General features: G+C 59.1%; 13 protein-coding genes. 12 read left to right on the forward strand and 1 reads right to left on the reverse strand.

The features are described 5' to 3' along the window. Nucleotides 1-3 precede the first annotated feature (3 nt). The gene (locus EDF71_RS01195) at nt 4-576 is read right to left on the reverse strand and encodes a DUF3455 domain-containing protein (protein ID WP_133854804.1); all 573 of its coding nucleotides are present in this window, start codon (nt 574-576) and stop codon (nt 4-6) included. Nucleotides 577-829: 253 nt separating this feature from the next. Between EDF71_RS01195 and EDF71_RS01200 the strand changes: the two genes are divergently transcribed. The 12 genes from EDF71_RS01200 to otnK all read left to right on the forward strand — a co-directional run bounded on the left by EDF71_RS01200 (nt 830) and on the right by otnK (nt 20,238). Further along, entirely contained in the window at nt 830-1,396 is a 567-nt protein-coding gene (locus EDF71_RS01200) for a fasciclin domain-containing protein (protein ID WP_133854805.1), read from the forward strand. Between the two features lie 324 nt (nt 1,397-1,720). Next, nucleotides 1,721-2,482 carry a FadR/GntR family transcriptional regulator gene (locus tag EDF71_RS01205; RefSeq protein WP_133854806.1) on the forward strand — a complete coding sequence of 254 codons (762 nt, stop codon included), beginning with the start codon at nt 1,721-1,723 and terminating at the stop codon, nt 2,480-2,482. A gap of 199 nt (nt 2,483-2,681) precedes the next feature. After that, on the forward strand, nt 2,682-6,302 hold the full coding sequence (locus EDF71_RS01210; protein ID WP_133854807.1) for an SIR2 family protein: 3,621 nt from the start codon (nt 2,682-2,684) through the stop codon (nt 6,300-6,302). Between the two features lie 121 nt (nt 6,303-6,423). Beyond that, nucleotides 6,424-7,476: a ligase-associated DNA damage response exonuclease gene (locus tag EDF71_RS01215; protein ID WP_133854808.1), complete on the forward strand. Its 1,053-nt coding sequence runs from the start codon at nt 6,424-6,426 to the stop codon at nt 7,474-7,476. After that, the gene (locus tag EDF71_RS01220) at nt 7,473-9,188 is read left to right on the forward strand and encodes an ATP-dependent DNA ligase (RefSeq protein ID WP_133854809.1); all 1,716 of its coding nucleotides are present in this window, start codon (nt 7,473-7,475) and stop codon (nt 9,186-9,188) included. Before EDF71_RS01215 ends, EDF71_RS01220 begins: the two co-directional genes overlap by 4 nt. Then, entirely contained in the window at nt 9,181-11,898 is a 2,718-nt protein-coding gene (locus EDF71_RS01225) for a ligase-associated DNA damage response DEXH box helicase (RefSeq protein ID WP_133854810.1), read from the forward strand. Before EDF71_RS01220 ends, EDF71_RS01225 begins: the two co-directional genes overlap by 8 nt. Then, complete coding sequence (gene pdeM, locus EDF71_RS01230) at nt 11,898-12,602, forward strand: ligase-associated DNA damage response endonuclease PdeM (RefSeq protein WP_133854811.1); 705 nt, start codon at nt 11,898-11,900, stop codon at nt 12,600-12,602. Before EDF71_RS01225 ends, pdeM begins: the two co-directional genes overlap by 1 nt. 215 nt (nt 12,603-12,817) lie before the next feature. After that, complete coding sequence (locus EDF71_RS01235; RefSeq protein ID WP_243854112.1) at nt 12,818-13,858, forward strand: hypothetical protein; 1,041 nt, start codon at nt 12,818-12,820, stop codon at nt 13,856-13,858. A 343-nt stretch (nt 13,859-14,201) separates the two neighbouring features. Beyond that, nucleotides 14,202-16,280 carry a catalase gene (locus tag EDF71_RS01240; protein ID WP_133854812.1) on the forward strand — a complete coding sequence of 693 codons (2,079 nt, stop codon included), beginning with the start codon at nt 14,202-14,204 and terminating at the stop codon, nt 16,278-16,280. Nucleotides 16,281-16,575: 295 nt separating this feature from the next. Then, complete coding sequence (locus EDF71_RS01245; protein ID WP_133854813.1) at nt 16,576-17,940, forward strand: GntP family transporter; 1,365 nt, start codon at nt 16,576-16,578, stop codon at nt 17,938-17,940. Nucleotides 17,941-18,040: 100 nt separating this feature from the next. Continuing rightward, nucleotides 18,041-18,964, forward strand: a complete 924-nt coding sequence (gene ltnD, locus EDF71_RS01250) for an L-threonate dehydrogenase (RefSeq protein ID WP_133854814.1) — start codon at nt 18,041-18,043, stop codon at nt 18,962-18,964. Further along, a complete protein-coding gene (gene otnK, locus EDF71_RS01255; RefSeq protein WP_133854815.1) occupies nt 18,961-20,238 on the forward strand; it encodes a 3-oxo-tetronate kinase in 1,278 nt (425 codons plus the stop codon). The genes ltnD and otnK overlap by 4 nt, the downstream gene beginning before the upstream one ends. Nucleotides 20,239-20,249 lie beyond the last annotated feature (11 nt).

A 20,249-nucleotide genomic window follows, 5' to 3' on the forward strand; every position in this document is an offset into this window, starting at 1 on the left:
GACTTAAACTGGCTTCCAGAAGATGTAATCAGCCTGGTACTTCACCACGGCCTTCTGGCCCTTTTGCGCCGTGGTGCAAGGCTTGTCAGCCGGTGCCACGCCGCCCTTCAAAGCCACACGTTGGATATGGCTTACACCCACCAGCGCGCCGCTGCCCATTGCAGGGTTGGCCTTCACCAGCTGGTACGGCAGGTTGCCCTCACCCGATGGCGCCACGGCCAGCTGCGTTGCCGTCAGCTTGGAGCCGTCATTCGCTTCCCAGGTGGCGGGCGGGCCGTAGTAGCGGCCTACCGACTTGCCAGCGCGGTCCTTCAGCACCGCATCCGGGCCCACAAACACCCACTCGGTCTGGCCGGGGGCATTGGCCTTGTCGCGGCATTCGTAGGTGATGTCACCCGAGCCCACCGTTTCCCAGGCCACCTTGTGGCCAGCGGGCACCTGGATGGTCGCTGGCAGCGATGCCTGCGAGAAAGCCATCTCCTTTTTCTGCATCGAGCCGCAGGCGGTCAGCAGGCCAATGGAAGCCACGGCGGTGGCGATGGCGGCGATACGGGGAGCTGTGCGAGAGGTCAACATACGAGTTCTCCTAGTTAGGGGGACAGGACGAGAGTGAAAACAGCGCTCTTTGATGTGCTGTTAGTGGTACTAGTCGCCAGCTGCCGGTATGGATGCAGTGGATGCAAAATTTTTTTTGCGCTGCCTGCATCGCTCCCTTGCTCCCCTTCTTTACAAGCGTCTTCCTATTTGTTGAATCCAGTGCGCCGCCCGCTGCGTATTCCAAACAGCCGCAACGTTTTTCGGCTGAACATCCACACGCAAGGAGCATCTCATGGCCTCGATCCAAAGTACCCGCAAACTGGTCTCTTACGGCATGGCTTTCATGGTGGCAAGCACATCCATGGCAGCGATCGCCAAAGACGTGATGGTGGGCGGCGCGCCCATGCTGCCTACCAAGGACATCATCGACAACGCCGTCAACTCCAAGGACCACACCACCCTGGTGGCAGCAGTCAAGGCTGCAGGCCTGGTAGAGACCCTCAAGGGCCCAGGCCCCTTCACCGTGTTTGCCCCCACCAACGCCGCCTTTGCGGCCCTGCCCGCCGGCACGGTAGACAACCTGCTCAAGCCCGAGAACAAGGCCATGCTGACCACCGTGCTGACCTACCACGTCGTCCCCGGCAAGTGGGATGCAGCCGCGATCAGCAAGATGATCAAAGACGGCAAGGGCATGGCCAGCATCAAGACCGTCAGCGGCGGCACCTTGGTGGCCAAGAGCCAGGGCTCCAAGATCATGCTGACGGACGAGAAAGGCGGCACCGCCACCGTCACCATCCCCGATGTCTACCAATCCAATGGCGTGATCCATGTGATCGACAAGGTGCTGCTGCCTAAATAAGGCTGGCATCTGCTGATGGGGCCGCAGCCGCTGCAGTGCACGCAGGGCAGCGGCCACCAGGCACCCCGCTGCAGGCCGCCGACAAGGGCTTGCAGCTTTGGCGTTGGCGTGCTGGCATAAACAGGCCGATGGCAAGCAGATGGCCCCGCTGCGGCAGGCGTAGCCACTGCATCTACAGTAACCCGCCGTTTGGCCAAAAACACGGCATAGCCATCCATTGCGCCTAAGGCGCAGGCAGCGCCCCTGGGCTGGAGTACAGTAAGCGCCATCTTGCGGCCTGGCAGCAGCCAGCGCCCACTCCCACAAACCAGCTCCTGCCCACGCATGCCGATCTCCTTCACGCCCGTCAAGGCCGCCAACTCTCTCGCCGATCAAGTGGCCCAGGCGCTGGAGGCCAGCATTCGGCAAGGGCAAATGCAACCGGGCGACCGCCTGCCCACCGAGCTGTTGTTGGTCGCGCAGTTTGGCGTAAGCCGAACAGTGGTGCGCGAGGCGCTGTCCCGCCTCAAATCCAGCGGCCTCGTCGCCTCCCGCCAAGGTAGCGGCGTGTTTGTACAAGCGCCCCGCGCTGAACCGCTGGACCTGGAAAAAGGCCATGCCGCCTCGCAAGAGGCCGTCATCCAGATCGTAGAAGTGCGCCGCGCACTGGAAGCCGAAGTGGCAGAACTAGCGGCCGCCCGCCGCAGCACCGCCGATCTGCGCCGCATCCGCGCTGGCGTCAAGGCATTGGCCAAAGCCGTGGCCGACGGGAAAGACGGCGTAGCCGAAGACGTCGCCCTGCACCGCGTCATCGCCCAAGCCTCCGGCAACCCTTTCCTGCTCAGTACCTTGGATTACCTGTCGCAGGTGCTGGCGGGTGCCACGCGCATCACCCGCGCCAATGAGGCGCGGCGGCAGGACTTTGCGGCTGCCGTGACGCAAGAGCATGCGCGGATTGTGGAAGCGATTGAGGCGGGGGATCCGGCGGCTGCACGGGCGGCAGCGACGGCGCATATGAATAACGCGATTGACCGGATCCGGCAGGCGGATCCGGCGTTTTGGCAGCAGGATGGGGAGCGGTTGGCTCGGGTGTTACTAAATAGCTAATACTCTTATAAATTGTTCATTACTAATTTTATATAAAGTATAGCTATGTAACTCATATACCTTCAACTTTGACGAGAAGAGAACTATAACAAGCTTATAAATATTTTCCTATTAATACAAAAAAGCTTGATTAAATCGTAAGCAAGAATTTATTATTCTGCTATTTAGAATTTACCTATTAATCCAAAATATATTAGTCATGGAAAAATTGAAGCAAGTGTTAAGCCAGGAAGATACGATTATATTTATCGGCTCCGGATTATCGTTGTGGTCTGGCTTACCGTCATGGAGTCAGCTCATCGAGGACCTAGCTAAATTTGTAGAATCTTTTGGCGTTAACGCTGGCTTGATCCGAGCAGAAGCTACGCGAGGTGACCTCCTGCAAGCCGCCAGTTATGGTTTTGACCGTCTTACCAAACAACAGATCGGTGAATTTATAAGAGAAGCTTGCCAATACGGAAAAGCTGAACCTCATGAAATTCATAAAAAAATTGTTTCCCTTGGCACAAGATGCTTCGTCACCACGAACTATGACAATCTATTAGAGGAAGCACTTCGAAAATGGCGGCCCAATAACTTTTTCAGAGCACCTATTACTAATAAAAATCTTACAGAAACCGCAGAAATAGTAAGTGCTAGAGCTTTAGATTTCATTTTCAAGCCCCATGGTGATGCGGCTGACAGTGACAGCATAATATTAACCCGAGAACAGTATCGCCAGCTATTACCACAGGGGGAACGTCATAGCTCCCTGGAAACGCTAAAATTACTTTTGGCAAGCAGACCTGTCGTCTACTTCGGCTTTGGCCTCCGAGATCCCGACTTTTTATACATAAAAGATCTTCTTTCAAATATTTACAAAGGTGGTACGCGAGACCACTACGCAATAATGCCAGATATATCTGAAGCAGAAAGTGATTACTGGCGAAGGCATTATGGAATTCACCTTATCACTTACCCTACCACAGTTGACACTAACAAAAGAAAAAATCATGATGCGCTGCTACATCTGATAGATTCATTCATCGATGTATTACCGCCTAAATTACCTCTTGACTTGGATATTCCGGCTAAAGAATCAACTTCAGATGTAGTGCTTTCTTTAGCTCGTCATGCAGCTCGACTTGAGCGTTACTCAAAGGCCAATCCAGAGCTGCCTATACGAGTGCAATTAGACAAAAAAAATGAACTCCCATATCACTCACTACGATCTGATACGTTCAACGGCGCAATCGTCGACAGATTTCTTGATAACGGACCAAACAGAGCAATTCTGATAGGATTACCAGGATCTGGAAAGTCTTACTCCTTAAAAAGGTCCACTGCACGTTTGGCAGATAAGCTTCATGACATATGCTTATCAGAGACGTTTGAAGAAAAATCAGCAGTCATACCAGTTTTCGTAGACCTTAAATTGTATTGCGGAGACATAGTCGATTTAATTAATCAGAATATTCCTCAAAATATGTCTTTGAGTGAAATGGCAGTTCGTTTTAAATTGAAATTTTATCTAGATTCATTTAATGAAATGCCGCGAGAATATCGAGAAAATGGTGCTTACGAAGTAGATTTCTCAGATTTTGAAAAAAATTACGACAACTCATCTATTGTTATCACATCACGAACTGTTGATGGCCTCGAAAAATTTGAATTCCCTATATATCATCTCGACTTAATTGATGAAAATGTTCTGACAACAGAGCTTCAAAAATTAAACATTTTTATTGAGGGCAGATTTGAGACAGATATGAGGCGTCTGCTTCAAAAACCATTTTACTTTCACCTTGTCAGTTCTGGAGCCATATCTCTGCCTCATGAAGCTCACCCACGGGACATCTATCAATCTTTGCTCAACAAGTTGTATATTAGTTTTCACACTAGATTCTCTCCAGACTTCAATTTAGAGAATATACTCGCAACTGTTGCGTATGATGCTATAAATCGAGGGGAAGAAGCGTACGCCACCGCAAATATATTAGAAAAGATTGAAAAAGAGATTGCCAAATCCAAGATACAAGATATCAAGGCAAATGATATAGTTAATTGGCTTATCTCTAGATCGATTTTAATTCCATATTCCAATGGCCGAATTGCTTTTATTCACCAATCAATCACTGAATATCTTGCGGCCACTCAACTTTCTTTTGAATATCAAATAAATCCATTGATTTTGGAAGAGAAGCTTACCCTTACCAGATGGGATCAAGCTTTATTTCTAACCCTCAGTCTGTTACCTGAATCAGAAGCTTATAGTTTTTTTAAGAAAATTACTGATATTGATTTTGATTTAGCACTAAATGCGGTTAAATACTTAGAATTTAATCGTGACGACATAGTCTCAAAACTTCTAGATTTGATACCTGAGAAATTAAATCAAAGAAAATCATTTACCGATTATAAAATAGAATCACACTTGGAATTCAGCTTACCAATCTCGGAGTGCCATGAACAGAAATTGAGATTTTTAATGAGCAAAGGACATTTGATCGGGGCCGCCGCATTAAATCGACTCATTGAAATTAAGGGCATTTCAGTAAAAGAAGAAGCACTAGATCTCCTAGTTCAATTTCATGACGACTATAATTTCTGCTGCAATGGAATAGCAGATTCTTTGACACCTTTCTTTATAGATTCCGATATAAAATCATTAAAATCAATGGCTGACTCTCTTATCGATGAGATCGAACCAGAATCAGATGATTATATGTTAAATGGTTTTATTTCCGGATCCGCATTACTACTCTCAAAAATCGAAATTCCGCTCCTTGAAAAATCATTTCTATGCCTAGATGAGGATATTTATCCTCCAGATATACATGCTCGTATTGCGTGTGAATCTCTGTGGCATAGAAATTCAACTCCCGCCTTAGAGCTGGCTGCAAATCTACTACTAAGAAACATTAATCATGCAGCCACTTCAATATATTTTTTAGCAAAATCTGAATCAGCCACTGAAAAACTATCATGGGATTGCTTCGATTCCAATCACGTACTTCGATTAATATCACTAGCGGAAATGATCGATGAAAAAAGCTGGGCGCTCAGAGCATTACATTGTTTATGTAAGGCTCGACCGGATTTGGCTCAGTTGACTAAAGCCATGGCATTGCTTAGATCGGGCATTTCCAAGGCCGCGCTGTTATTCTGCGTTTCGCAGGAAAACCATGAGGATTTCTTCGAAGCAATGAGAGAATTACTCGACATGACCGCTGAGGAACGCGCACACGAGCAATTGCACCTAATAGAAAAAATAGATATATCTTGGGTGGGCCAAGAAAAATTATTTATTGAGATATTAAAACTCCGCGACCCCATACTAACCATCAGTCTTTTAGAGCAGTTACCTATTCAAAAATCTACTACTTTAGGATTTCTTGAAATCGGAGATATCGAATGGTGGCTAGATTGGATGCATAATAATAAAAACTCATCCATTCCAAAATTTTTTCTTTTTGAAAGACTGTCGTGGATGTTTTTCAATTTAACCAGTCGAGAAACAAGACATTCTTTCGTAGAGGAATTCAATAATTCCAACTCCAATTATCGAAATATTCTTGCCAATAGCATTCTCATTTATCACACAGATCTCACTACTGATGATTTCAGCAAGGATGCAATTAGATTTCTTTTGGAAAATTTAGAAATTAAAAGAGATTCCGGTTTGGGCAGAAATCTATTAGCACAAACTGCCACCGAGCAATTCATTCAAGGAGAAATAATACCAATGATCTCAAAAGAAAAAATTCCTCTACAAACCAACCTTCGCAGTATTCTTAAGGCGGCGGGCGCTCGGCATGGAAAACGTTATATAGTAGATTGATTACATATATTTAAAAAAGCAGTCATTTAAACCTCTGCTTATAACGGGTTGCCCCACTCCCGCACCCCAACAAGGCAAACTCTGACGCCCACCCCCGCCCCCGCAGCCGCAGAATTTGCCCATGCTCGCTGCTTCTGCTTCTGCTTCTGCTTCTGCATCTGCCAACGCCCCACCCGCTGACGTCATCACGCTGACCGACAAAGGTCTGTACTGCGCGGCTGGGGATTTTTTTATTGATGCCTGGAAGCCGGTTCACCGCACGTTTGTCACCCACGGCCACTCGGACCATGCCCATATAGGGATGGGCGAGTACTACTGCAGCTCGACAAGCGAACCAATTTTGCGATGGCGGCTGGGGGAGCAGAACATCCATGCGCTGCCGTTTGGGCAGACGATCACGATGGGGGAGGTGCAGGTATCGCTGCACCCGGCGGGGCACATTCTTGGATCTGCCCAGGTGCGGGTGCAGCACGGCGATGCGGTGTGGGTGTTTACGGGCGACTTCAAGCGCGAGCCGGATCCCACCTGCGAAGCGTTTGAGCTGCTGCGCTGCGACACCCTGATTTGCGAGGCGACCTTTGCCTACCCGGTGTACGCCTGGCCCACGATGGCCCATGAGGTGGAGCGCATCGAGCGCTGGGTGGCGCATTGCAAGGAGCAGGGCAAGGCGGCGGTGCTGTATGCCTACAGCCTGGGCAAGGCCCAGCGGGTACTGGCGGGCTTGGCTGGCAAGCTGGATGCGCCCGTGTTGCTGCATGGTGCGATGGCACGCGGCACCGATATTTACCGCCAGGCAGGCATTGCACTGGCCGCTACCGAGATGGTGGTCGATGTGCCTACCGATACCGACTTTGCTGGCCGCATGGTGCTGGCACCGCCCTCTGCGCAAGATTCCGCCTGGCTCAAGCGCTTTAAACAGGTAGAGCAAGGCTTTGCCTCGGGCTGGATGCTGCTGCGCGGCAACCGGCGGCGGCGCAATATGCAGCGCGGCTTTGTCATATCGGACCATGCCGATTGGCAGGAATTGGTCGACACCATTACCGAAAGCGGCGCCCAGCGGGTGCTGGCCACCCATGGCAATACCGATGCGCTGATCCCCTACCTGCAGAGCCTGGGCATACAGGCAGAGCGCCTGCGTACCGCCTATGGCGACGAAGAGGAGGCGGCCGAATGAACCGCTTTGTGGCGCTGTACCAGTTGCTGGACGAGGCATCCGGCACGCGCGACCGCGAGCTGGCCCTGCAGCAGTACTTTGCCGGCGCCAAAGCCACCGAGGCGACCTGGGCCGTCTATGTGCTGAGCGGCGGCAAGGTGAACACCGGCAAGAACCGCCTGGCCACCACCACCGAGCTGCGCAGCTGGGTAAGCGAGCTGACCGCCCTGCCGCTGTGGCTGGTGGAAGAGAGCTACCGCCAGGTGGGCGATTTGGCGGAGACCTTGTCGTTGTTGGTGGCAGCTTGGCAAAAGCAGGGTATTAACCATCCTGAGCTGGTGGCTGCGCCCGGCGCTGCCTTGGCTCCCGATGCCGATGCGCCCTGGCATGCCAGCTTGCTGGGCGCGACCTTTAAAACACCCGACAACGACAGCCGCCTGGACGAATGGACGGAGCAGTTTTTGCTGCCGCTGGTGGCCGCTGATGCCGAGCAGCGCAAGCGCGCGATCCAGCAGGCCTGGCAGCAGCTGGATACCCCTTCGCGCCTGGTCTTTAACAAGCTGCTGACCGGATCGCTGCGCGCAGGCGTTAACAAGCGCAGCCTGCAGAACAGCCTGGCGCCGCTGGTGGGCATATCTGCCGCCGATATGGCGCACCGCATGGTGGGCGAATGGCTGCCCAGCGCCCAGGCCTATGAGGCCTTGATGGACCCGGAAACCAGCGCGCAGCTGCTCGATAAGCCGTACCCCTTCTACCTCGCCTCGCCCTTGCCGCAAGAGCCAGAAGCCTTGGGCGACCCCAAGGATTGGCTGGCCGAATGGAAATGGGATGGCATACGCGTGCAGCTGGTGCGGCGCCAGGGTCATGCGCCTTACCTGTGGTCGCGTGGTGAGGAACGGCTGGATGGCCGCTTTCCGGAGCTGGAGGCCGCCGCTGCCTTGTTGCCGCGCGACATGGTGCTGGATGGCGAACTGCTGGCCTGGGATTACGAACAGAACAAGCCGTTGGGCTTTGTCGCGCTGCAAAGCCGCATTCAAAAGCGCAAGCCTTCCGCCAAGCTGATGCAGACCGTGCCGGCGCGCATTCTGTTTTATGACCTGCTGGAGTGCGATGGCGAAGACCTGCGCGCCCAGCCGCTGGAGCAGCGCCGCGTCAAGCTGGAGCGGCTCATCCACCACGCCGACTTGCCGGCGCTGGGCATATCGCCGCAGCTGCCGTTTGACAGCTGGGATGCCCTGCCCCCGCTGCGCAACACCGCTGCCGAGCACAACGCCGAGGGGCTGATGCTCAAGGCGCTGGCATCCCCCTACAAGGAAGGCCGGCGCCGGGGCGATTGGTGGAAATGGAAGGTGGACCCGTTCAGCATTGATGCGGTGCTGATTTATGCGCAAAGCGGCAGCGGCCGCCGCAGCACCTTGCACACCGACTACACCTTTGCCGTGTGGAGCGGCGATGCGCTGGTGCCTGTCGCCAAGGCCTACTCGGGCCTGACCGATGTGGAGATTTTGCGGCTGGACAAATGGATTCGCAGCCACACGGTGGAGCGATTTGGGCCGGTGCGCTCTGTTACCCCTAGCCTGGTGTTTGAGATTGCCTTTGAAGGCGTGAACCGCTCGACCCGCCATAAATCGGGCGTGGCGGTGCGCTTTCCGCGCATCTTGCGTTGGCGCGAGGACAAGACCGCGCAAGACGCCGACCAATTGAGTGCCTTGCTGGAGCTGGCCGATGGCTGATCTGGACCACAACACGCCCCCCAGCGACCGCGCGATGCAGCGTGCGGCCAAGCGCTGGCGTGACTGGTTGAAGGAGCAGGACATAGGCGCGGCGGTCTTCCAGCAACAGGCCTGGCGAGCGTATGCCGATGGGCACAGCGGTTTGATATCGGCCCCCACCGGCCGGGGCAAGACCTTGGCAGCGCTGGGTGGGCCCTTGATGCAGGCGATGGCCGAGGCTGAGTCGCCCGAGGGCCGCGCAGCGCATGGCCCGCGCATGCTCTGGGTGACGCCCTTGCGTGCGCTGGCCAGCGATACCCGCGAGCGCATCACCGGCCCGGTAGCGGCGGTGCTGCCCCACTGGCAAGTGGCGATGCGCACAGGCGATGCCACATCACGCGACAAACGCCTGACCGATACCGGCAAGGCGCAGCTGGTGGTGATAACGCCCGAATCCTTGGCGCTGCTGCTGAGCCATGAGCGCAGCCGCGAGCAGTTCAGCCAGCTGCGCTGCATTGTGGTGGATGAATGGCATGAGCTCCTGCCCAGCAAGCGCGGGGTGCTGCTGCAGCTGAACCTGGCGCGCATCCAAGCGCTGGCACCGGGGGCGCAGGTCTGGGGACTGTCGGCCACGATTGGCAATCTGCAAGAGGCCAGCGATGTGCTGCTGAGCGCCTGGCAGGTGAAGGAGCCTGCGCTGATCCAGGACATGCGGCCCAAGCCCTTTCATCTGCACAGCATTACGCCGCCGCTGGGCACGCGCATGCCCTGGGCGGGGCATTTGGGCCTGGCCAATTTGGGCGAGGTGGCCAAGCTGGTGTTTAGCGCGCCCAGCACCATTGTGTTTACCAATACCCGCGCGCAGGCCGAGCTGTGGCACACCGCGCTGGCGAGCATATGGCCGGAAGATGCCGAGACCTTGGCCATCCACCATGGCTCGCTGGACCAGGGCGTGCGGCAGTCGGTAGAGCAGCGCCTGCGTGCAGGCACCTTGCGCTGCGTGGTGGCGACCAGCAGCCTGGATTTGGGGGTGGACTTTCCGGCGGTGGAGCGCGTGATCCAGATTGGTGGCGCACGCTCCGTTGCCCGCATGGTGCAGCGCGCTGGCCGCGCCAAGCACCGGCCTGGTGCTGCTGTGCATGTGGAGGCGGTTGCCACCCAGGCGATGGACCTGGCCGAGTTTGCCGCCGTGCGCGAGCTGGCCGAGGCGCAGGTGTATGAGCGGCGCGAGCCGCTGCGCCTGTGCTTTGATGTGCTGAGCCAGCATGCAATGAGCGCGGCGCTGGCGGGTGGCTTCAGGCCACCAGAGCTGCTGGCCGAGGTGCGGCGCACTGCCGCTTTTCGGGAGCTGAGCGATGCCCAGTGGCTAGCGATGCTGGCCTTTCTGGAGCATGGCAGCGATTCCCTTGTGCAATACCCGCAGTACGAGCGCCTGCACTGCGCCGATGGCCTGTGCCAGCCGGCCAACACCGGCGTGGTGCGCATGCACCGCATGTCGATCGGCACCATCACCGCACACGGCGCAGTCAATGTGCAGTACCTGCGCGGCGCGCGGCTGGGCTCGGTTGAAGAGGCGTTTATTGCAAGACTCAGCCCCGGCGACGTATTTAACTTTGCCGGCCGCAGCCTGGTGCTGGTGCGGTTGGAGAACCAGACCGCCTGGGTGCGCCGCAGTGTTGAAGTCGGCCTGCTGACGCCGGCATGGGCAGGCTCGCTGATGCCGATGTCCTCATCCTTGGGCGAGCGCATGCAGCAGCTGCTGAGCACGGCCGCTGCCAGCCCCGCCGCCGATGACGCCCCCCACGCCCGCGAGCTGCAATGGCTGCAGCCCTTGCTGCAGCTGCAAAGCCAGCGCTCGCTGGTGCCGGGCGCAGACCAGCTGCTGATTGAACAGGTCGGCAACACCCAAGCCGCCAAGGCCGCGCCGCTGTTTGTCTACCCCTTTGCTGGCCGGGTGGCGCATGAGGGGCTGGCGGTGCTGATTGCCACGCGCCTGGCGCATCTGCAAGCCAATACCTTTGCCTGGGCCTGCAATGAGATTGGGCTGATGATCCAGCCCACCTTGCCCATCGATGCAAATGCGGTGGACTGGGCGGAGATATTCAAGCAGGACGGGCTCGACACCGATCTACGGTCCGCCGTGAACTTCAGCGAGCTGGCACGCAAGCGCTTCAAGGAGATTGCGCAGATTGCAGGCCTGGTGCAATCCAAGGTGCCGGGCAAGAAGAGCCGTGCCAGTGATAGGCAGTTGCAGGTCTCTGCCAGCCTGCTGTTTGATGTGCTGAGCAAGTACGACCCGGAGCATTTGCTGCTGCGCCAGGCCCGGCAAGAGGCGCTGGACCAGGAGCTGCACCTGCCGACCATGCAAAGGCTGCTGGCCAGCATTGCGGGGCGGCAGATTGCATTGCGCTTTCCGCCCAAACACACGCCGTTTTCATTCGGGCTGTGGGCGGAGAGCTTTCGCGGTCAGCTCAGCAATGAGACCTGGCAAGACAAGGTGCGGCGCATGGCCGAGCAGCAAGAGCGCCAGGCCAGGGGCGAGCCCACACCGGGTGCACCACGCTCCGCACGCTCACCACGAACACAACGACCGGGCGCGCCACCGCAGCGCGCGCCCCACCCCGGCAGCCCTAACAAGGCCGCAACCAAGGCGGCGCCCAAGCAGGCCGCCCCCCGCAAGGGCATGCGCAGCACCGTGCAGCGCGCGCCCCAACCACAGGACACCCACTAATGGCAGGTACGCAATCGGCACAGCTTTTCTCCCCCATCCAACTTTCGCCATCGCCCCAGGACCATGTCGCGGCCAGCATTGCCGGCATGGAGTTCTTGGTGCTGACCGAGCGCGCATTGTTCTGGCCTCAGGAAAGCCTGCTGATCATTGCCGACCTGCACCTGGGCAAGAGCGATATCTTTCGCCGCCGGGGCGTGGCCGTGCCGTTGGAGGTGCAGCGCCAGGACCTGTTCCGCCTGCACCAGATTCTGCAAAAGTGGCAGCCGCAGGAGCTGGTGATTCTGGGCGACTTTGTGCATGGCCGCTTTATTGGTGAAGACACCTTCCAGCTCTGGCAGACCTTGCGGCGCGCCAACCTCAAAACCCGCTTTACCCTGACCCGGGGCAACCACGACCGCTACCTGCAAACCGAAGCCCTGCTGCTGGATGACGTGCACACCCACCTGGCCCGCCACCAGGTGCTGATGAGCCATGAGCCCATGGGCCCGGGCATGCACCACTTTGCGCTCAATATCCACGGCCATGTACACCCTGCCATGCGCGTGCCGCAGCTGCGCCAGCGCCTGCCCTGCCTCGCCTACTCTGCGCCCTACCTGAATCTGCCGGCGTTTTCGGAGTTCACCGGCTCGGGGCCCATGGCCGTGCAGCCACTGCATGCCTGGCTGTTTGCTGGCGAAGGCTCGGCGCCTATTGCGGTGTATTGATGGCGCCTCGCTGATCGCCGGCTTTCTGCATTCCCGAATTCAGACGGGCGCTGCATTCCTGTGCCCTACCCCACCAGAACCCAAGCCTGGCGCGCCTTTGCGCAGATCGGCTGATGGCGCTAACAGCCAAGCGCGCACGGTCTGGCCCGCGTTTGGACTACAAACTTTTTGGGGGCCAAAAGCAGAATAAAGGCGTCATCTAACAAGGAATAGCCATGGTCACCACATATGTAGAGGAAGAGCGCGTCGTCACCGGCGGCGCATTGCCACGCGCCTTAGCGGGCAGCAGCGAAAGTGCGGTCTCCTGGGCCGCCATTTTTGCGGGCGCATTGGCAGCTGCGGTGCTGTCGTTGTTGCTGTTCATGCTGGGCATTGGCCTGGGCCTGTCATCGGTATCTGTCTGGTCCGGCCGTGGGGCCGATGGCGAGACGATTGGCTGGGGCGCGGTCGCATGGCTGGCGTTTACGCAGCTGGCCTCGGCCGGTGTGGGTGGCTATATCGCTGGCCGCCTGCGCACCAAGTGGCAGGGCGTGCACACCGATGAGGTGTACTTTCGCGACACCGCCCATGGCTTTCTGTCCTGGGCGCTGGCAACCATGCTGATGGTGGCGATTGCAGGCTCGATGGCCGGTGCCGCGATCTCCGGCACGGCCAAGGCTGCCGGTGCGGTGGTGAGCGGTGCAGCCCAAGTGGTGGGCGGTGCAGCCAGTGGCGCCACTGGCGTGATTGGTGGTGCCGCCTCTGCAGCGCTGACCGGCGCTGCTGGCGTGACTGCCGGCAAGGCCAATGAGCCAGGCTCGGACCTGAACTACTGGATCAACAGCCTGCTGCGCCAAGGTGGCCCTACCGAGCAACAAAAGCAGGACATGAAGGACGGCGCGCAAAACGTCGCCCAGAAGGCCCGCTCCGCTGCCGATGATGCCAGCGAGATGAGCAGCGTGTTCATGCATTCGCTGCAAGCCGGCTCCCTGTCGAACGACGACCGCCAGTACCTGGGCCGCCTGGTGGCACAACGCAGCGACATGAGCCAGGAAGAATCCGAGAAGAAGGTGCAGGCCACCTACGACCAGGTCAAGCAACAGATCGACAAGGCCAAGCAAGCCGCGCAAGACGCAGAGGCCAAGGCCAAACAAGCGGCCGAGCAAGCCCGCAAGGCCACCGCCTATTCGCTGATGTGGATGTTTGTGGTGCTGCTGATTGGTGCCTTTGTGGGCAGCCTGTCTGCCACCTTTGGCGGCCGCCAGCGCGACGCTTAACTGACCACATCCATTCCACCTGAACACCACCTTTGCCTGCGGGCAGACCTAGAAAGGAAACACCATGCGATCCATCCTGCTTTGGCTGATTGGCGTGCCGATCCCGATCATCATTTTGATTGCCATCTTCTTCCACTAAGAAGACCGCTCCCCTAGCACCTGGGCCGCTCATGGAGCGGCCTTTTTGCGTTCGCATGCCGCATCGGAGAAAACATGCCGCCAGCTCAGCCTACGCATACAGCCAATTCCTCCAAACGCCTACAAGCGCGGCGTGGTGCAACTGCCATCCTTAAGGGCTTGAGCCTATCGGCCGACTACAACGCCAACCCCACGGAGATCCACGATGACCACTCGCAAATCGACCTCGTCCGCAGCAAAGACCCAAGGCGCAGCAGGCGAGCTCCATGAGCAGGCCGGTGACGGCCACCCAGTGATGACGACGCAGCAAGGCATTCCGGTATCGGACAACCAGAACTCGCTGCGCGCCTACAACCGCGGCCCGACCTTGCTGGAAGACTTTGTGCTGCGTGAAAAGATCACGCACTTTGACCATGAGCGTATTCCAGAACGCATCGTCCACGCACGCGGCACGGCAGCGCATGGCTACTTTGAGCTGAGCGATTCGCTGAAGAAATACACCACGGCCAAGGTGCTGACCGAAGTGGGCAAGAAGGTGCCGATCTTTGTGCGCATGTCCACCGTGGCGGGCGGTGCCGGCTCGGTCGATACGCCGCGCGATGTGCGCGGCTTTGCGATCAAGCTCTACACCGAAGAAGGCAACTGGGACCTGGTGGGCAACAACATCCCGGTGTTCTTTATCCAGGATGCGATGAAGTTCCCCGACCTGGTGCATGCCGTCAAGATGGAACCGGACCGTGGCTTTCCGCAAGCCGCTTCTGCGCATGACACATTCTGGGATTTCATCTCGCTGATGCCCGAGTCAATGCACATGATCATGTGGGCCATGAGCGACCGCGCCATCCCGCGCAGCCTGCGCACCATCGAAGGCTTTGGCGTGCACAGCTTCCGCCTCATCAACGACAAGGGCGAGAGCACCTTTGTGAAGTTCCACTGGCGCCCCCAGCTGGGCATCCAGTCCACCGTCTGGGACGAGGCCGCCAAGCTGCAGTCTGCCGATAACGACTACCACCGCCGTGATCTGTTCGAGGCGATTGAAGCCGGCCATGCGCCCGCCTGGGATCTGTTTGTGCAGCTGTTCACGCAGGAACAGGCCGATGCCCTGCCCTATGACCACCTGGACCCGACCAAGATCATTCCGGAAGAGGTGATTCCGCTCAAGAAGATTGGCAGCTTTACCTTGGACCGCTGGCCCGACAACTTCTTTGCCGAGACCGAGCAGGTCGCCTTCTGCCCGGCCAATGTGCCGCCAGGCATTGATTTCTCCAACGATCCGCTGCTGCAAGGCCGTTTGTTCTCGTACCTGGACACGCAGCTGTCGCGCCTGGGCGGGCCGAACTTTACGCAGATCCCCGTGAATGCACCCAAGTGCCCATTTGCGCACACCCAGCGCGATGGCCATATGCAAACCCAGGTGCCCAAGGGCCGCGTGGCCTATGAGCCATCGAGCCTGGACCCGAACTCGCCCCGCGAATCGCGCGCCCAGGGCTTCCGCTCATTTGCGCAACCGTCCGAGGCCGATGCCAAGAGCCGCATCCGCCCCGAAAGCTTTGCCGACCACTACAGCCAGGCGCGCCTGTTCTACACCAGCCAAAGCGAGGTGGAGCAAGCCCATATCGCCAGCGCCCTGGTGTTTGAGCTGTCCAAGGTGCAGACCCCCCATGTGCGTGAAGCCGTGGTTGCCCACCTGCTGGTGATTGACAGCGATCTGGGCAAGCGCGTGGCCAAGGGCCTGGGCCTGGCGGCCCTGCCCAAGCCCGCCAAGCCTGCGGTGCCCGTGCAAGACCTGCCACCCAGCCCCGCGCTGCGCATCATCGACCGCATGAAGCCGACCCTTGAAGGCCGTTGCGTCGCGATCCTGGTGGACGATGGTTCCAACGCTGAGAACGTGGCCGCGCTGCAAAAGGCCATCCTGGCGGAGAAGGCCATGGTCAAGATCATCGCGCCCAAGATTGGTGGCGCCACCTTGAGCGACGGCAAGCACATCGCCGCTGACGCCCAGCTGGCCGGCGCCCCATCGGCGCAGTTTGATGCCGTGGCTTCTGTGATCCCGATGGCATCGGGCGAGATGCTGGCCAAGGATGGCGCGGCGCAAGACTGGTTCCGCGATGCCTTTGGGCACCTGAAAGCGATTGCCGCTTGCAAGGCCACGCATCTGATCCTGGATGCCGCTGGCGTGAAGCCGGATGAAGGCGTTTTCGAGCCCAAGGATGTGGCCGGCTTTATCAAGGGCGCGAAGACGCGCTTTTGGGACCGGGAGCCCAAGGTGCGTACTTTGGCTTGATGGCCAGTTTTAGAGGGCCGCCGATGGCCCTTGATGCCCCGCCACCAGGCGCTGCAGTGAAAGCTGCAGCGCCTTTTTTGCGTCCATCGCCAGCAAGCATTGGTCGATTCAGCGCCTGCCCACTAACCCTGCCCAGGCCGATAAAAAACCCTGCACCGCCTCGGGAAAGTACCGCGCAAAGCGGCAGCCAGGCAATGCTATGATCGCGCAAAATTTGTATGATAACAATATAAGCTGCTGGCAATCGACGGTCGCCAGCACCCTTCTAATAACTAAGCGAGACAAGTCCTTAGCCATGTCGACCATTGCTCTTTTGGGCATTGCCGGCGCCAGCATTGCTGCGCTGCTGCTGCTCATCATCCGTTTTGAAATCCATGCCTTTGTGGCGCTGCTGCTGGTCAGCCTCCTGGTGGCGCTGGCCACAGGCATGCCGGTCGCCGACATCATTCCCACGCTGATATCGGGTATGGGCGGCACCTTGGGATCAGTCGCGATCCTGGTGGCGCTGGGGGCGATGCTGGGGCGCATGATCGAGGTATCCGGCGGGGCCAACACCCTGGCGCAGCGCTTTAGCCAGCTGCTGGGGCCGCAACGCGTGCCGGCGGCGCTGACGGCAGCGGCGCTGGTGCTGTCCATCCCGGTGTTCTTCGATGTGGGCTTCATCATCCTGATCCCCATCATCTATGGCTTTTGCAAGGCGGGCGGCGTCAGCCCTGTCAAGTACGGGCTGCCGGTGGCGGGCATCATGCTGGCCACCCATGTGGTGGTGCCGCCGCACCCGGGCATTGTGGGCGGCGCGGCTGTGCTGTCAGCCGATGTGGGCTGGATAACGGTCATCGGCCTGGGCATCTGCATTCCGCTGGCCTTTGTGGCCCAGTGGGTGGGCGGCCTGCTGAACCGCCGCAACTATGTGATGCAGGCCGATGCCGAGGCCCAGTTCCGCAACTTTGGCGTGGACCAGGCAGCAGACAGCGCTGCCGCCAAAGGCCCGGGTGTGGGTGCGATGCTGGTGCTGATTCTGGCGCCGCTGGCCCTGATCATGCTGGGCACCACGGCCGCCACTGTGCTGCCCAAGGGCAACAGCCTGCGCGAGGTACTCGCCTTTACCGGTGCACCCATTTTTGCGCTGATGGTGGCCATTGGCCTGGCCTTTGTGCTGCTGATCCGCCCGCTGCGCTGGAGCAGCAAGCGCACCAGTGAAGTGATGGAATCGGCACTGCCTGCAGCGGCCAGCGTGATCCTGGTGACGGGCGCCGGCGGCGTGTTTGCCAAGGTGCTGACGGTGAGCGGCATTGGCTCGGCGCTGTCGCAAACCCTGGCGGGCACGGGTCTGCCGCTGATTCTGCTGGGTTTCATCATCTCGCTGGCACTGCGCGCGGCGCAGGGCTCGGCCACGGTGGCCATTCTTACCACCTGTGGCCTGTTGGCCGAAAGCATCCATGGCGGCGGCTTCAGCGCCGTGCAGGTTGCCGTGCTGACGGTCGCCATCGGTTTTGGCAGCCTGGGGCTGTCGCATGTCAATGACTCGGGCTTCTGGATTGTGACCCGCTACCTGGGCCTGAGCGTGGCCGATGGCCTGCGCAGCTGGACGGTGCTGACGACCGTGCTGGGCGTAGCTGGCTTTGCGCTGACCTGCGTGGTCTGGGCGTTGGTGGCCTGATCCGCAGCTTGATTTATCGCGAACCTATTTGTCACTTGCATTCTTGTGCCCCGGCCACCGGCCGGGCATTCTCTACCTCTGATTCACGGGAGCATCTCCAATGACTACACAAGCACAGCACGCCAAGGTGGGCGTCATCGGCCTGGGCGCCATGGGCCTGGGCATTGCCCAAACCCTGCGCAACCGGGGCTACCAGGTCCATGTCTGTGATGTGCGCCCGGGGGCGGCGGCAGACTTTGCCAGCGCCGGTGGCGTGGCCTGCGCCCACCCGGCCGAGCTGGCGGCGCAAGTGGATGTTGTTGTGTCGGTTGTCGTCAACGCCGCGCAGACCGAGGCCGTGCTGTTTGGCGAGCATGGCGCCGCTGCGGCGATGCGCGCTGGCTCCACCTTTGTGATGTGCTCCACGGTGGACCCGAACTGGTCCATCGCGCTAGAGGCGCGCCTGGCCCAGAGCGGTGTGCTGTATGTGGACGGCCCCATCTCCGGCGGCGCAGCCAAGGCGGCGGCCGGCCAGATGACGATGATGACCTCGGCCACACCAGCGGCCTACGCGGCAGCGGGCGATGTGCTCGATGCGATGGCTGGCAAGGTCTACCGCCTGGGCGACAAGGCCGGCGCGGGCAGCAAGGTCAAGATCATCAACCAGTTGCTGGCCGGTGTGCACATTGCCGCTGCGGCCGAGGCCATGGCCTTGGGCCTGCGCGAAGGGGTGGATGCTGCCGCGATCTACGAGGTCATCACCCACAGCGCCGGCAACAGCTGGATGTTTGAAAACCGCATGGCCCATGTGCTGGCGGGCGACTACACGCCGCTGTCGGCCGTCGATATCTTTGTGAAGGACCTGGGCCTGGTGCTGGATACGGCACGCGCCAGCAAGTTTCCGCTGCCGTTGGCTGCTACCGCGCACCAGATGTTCATGCAGGCCTCCACAGCCGGCTATGCCAAGGAAGACGACAGCGCGGTGATCAAGATCTTCCCCGGCATCACCCTGCCCCAGGCCGCCAACGACGGAGGCCAGCGATGAGCCAGACTGCCTTGAAGCTGGGCTGCATTGCCGACGACTTTACCGGCGCCACCGACCTGGCCAATAACCTGGTGCGGGCCGGCATGCGCGTGGTGCAGACCATTGGTGTGCCCAGCGGCCCGCTGGATGCGGAGGTGGATGCCGTCGTGGTAGCCCTCAAGTCGCGCACCATCCCCGCTGAGCAGGCCATTGCCCAGTCGCTGGAGGCCCTGCGCTGGCTGCAGGGCCAGGGTGCGCAGCAGATCTATTTCAAATACTGCTCCACGTTTGACAGCACCGCTGCCGGCAATATCGGCCCGGTGACCGATGCCTTGATGGATGCGCTGGGCAGCGATTTCAGCATTGCGACGCCCGCCTTTCCAGACAACAAGCGCACGGTCTTTAAGGGCTATCTGTTTGCCGGCGATGTGCTGCTGAACGAAAGCGGCATGCAGAACCACCCGCTGACCCCCATGACCGACCCCAACCTGGTGCGCGTACTGCAGTCGCAGACCCGACGCAAGGTGGGCTTGATCGACCACAGCGTGGTTGCCCAGGGCGCAGACGCCATCCGCAGCCGCATTGCGGCGCTGAAGGCTGAGGGCGTCGGCATTGCGATTGTCGATGCGGTATCGAACGACGACCTGCTGCGCATGGGCCCGGCGCTGGCGGATCTGCCGCTGGTGACCGCAGGCTCTGGCGTCGCCATTGCGCTGCCCGCCAACTTTGGCCTGCAGCCCAGCAACCAGGCTGCCGCCTTGCCTGCGGCCAGTGGGCTGCAGGCGGTGGTGTCGGGCAGTTGCTCGGTAGCGACCAATGCCCAGGTGGCGCAGTTCATCGCCAGCGGCCGGCCGGCCTTGGCCCTGGCGCCGCTGCGCATGGCCGCTGGTGATGCGGTGGTGCGCGAGGCGCTGGACTGGGCCCGCCCGCATCTGGCCAAGGGGCCGGTGCTCGTCTACTCCACCGCCGAGCCCGATGCAGTGCGCAGCATCCAGGCCCAGTTGGGCGTTGAGCAGGCTGGTGCGCTGGTCGAGCAAACCCTGGCCGCGATTGCGCGCGGCCTGGCGGAGCTGGGCGTGCGGCAGCTGGTGGTGGCCGGTGGCGAAACATCAGGCGCCTGCGTGCAGGCACTGGGCATTGCACAGATGCGCATTGGCGGCCAGATTGACCCAGGGGTGCCTTGGTGCCATGCGGCCAGCCCGGCAGCGCCCGAGGGCTTGCACATCGCGCTCAAATCGGGCAACTTTGGCAGCACCGATTTCTTCACCAAAGCATTCACCTGCTTGCAAGGCTGAACACCATGGTC

The sequence above is a fragment of the Comamonas sp. JUb58 genome, assembly GCF_004364775.1.
Classification (GTDB): Bacteria; Pseudomonadota; Gammaproteobacteria; order Burkholderiales; family Burkholderiaceae_C; genus Comamonas.